The 926-nt window shown below is 40.0% G+C and carries 1 protein-coding gene; it reads left to right on the plus strand.

Annotated elements, in window-relative coordinates:
* The coding region (locus tag HT669_RS04670; protein ID WP_172933645.1) for a DUF1542 domain-containing protein at positions 1-926 on the plus strand (926 nt) is incomplete at both ends.

Here is a 926-nt window from a genome sequence, read left to right on the forward strand (position 1 = left end):
AATAGAAGATAAGCTTAAAGAAAAAGAAGACGAGATTGAAAAGAATAGCAAGTTAAGTCCGGCCGAAAAAGACAAAGCTAAGGAAGCAGCTAAGAAAGCAGCAGAGGACGCTAAGCAAGATATTACGAATGCCAACTCTCAAGATGAAGTTACCAATAAGCAAACTGAGGGAACTAAAGCTATAGGCGATGTGAATCCAATAGGAACAGAGAATGCAGTCAATGCAATAGCAGAAGCTGCAGCAGTGAAAATGGCTGAGATAGAGGATGATGAAACATTATCAGAAGACGAAAAAAATGCAGCCAAGGAAGAAGTAGCGGAAGCTGTCAGAAAAGCAGGCGAAGCTATTAGGAAAGCTAAGGAAACTAAAAATCAAGACGGAGTTGAACAAGCCAAAACAGAAGTAATCTCTGAAGTAACTGCAATCAATCCAGTAGGAAAAGACAAAGCTATAAAAGCAATAGAAGATAAGCTTAAAGAAAAAGAAGACGAGATTGAAAAGAATAGCAAGTTAAGTCCGGCCGAAAAAGACAAAGCTAAGGAAGCAGCTAAGAAAGCAGCAGAGGACGCTAAGCAAGATATTACGAATGCCAACTCTCAAGATGAAGTTACCAATAAGCAAACTGAGGGAACTAAAGCTATAGGCGATGTGAATCCAATAGGAACAGACATGGCGGTAGATGCCATAGCAGAAGCTGCAGCAAGGAAAATGGCTGAGATAGATGATAATGATGAATTATCAGAAGACGAAAAAAATGCAGAGAAGGCAAAAGTAGAAGAAGCTGTCACAAAAGCAGCCCAAGCTATTAAGAAAGCAAAAGATGCTAACGATCAAGGTGGCGTTGATAAAGCCCAAGAAGATGCACTCTCTGAAGTAACTGCAGTTAAACCAGTGGCTAAAGACAAAGCTAAAGCAGACTTAGAAA

The organism is Streptococcus sp. 2100, from assembly GCF_013276335.1.
Classification (GTDB): Bacteria; Bacillota; Bacilli; order Lactobacillales; family Streptococcaceae; genus Streptococcus; species Streptococcus pseudopneumoniae.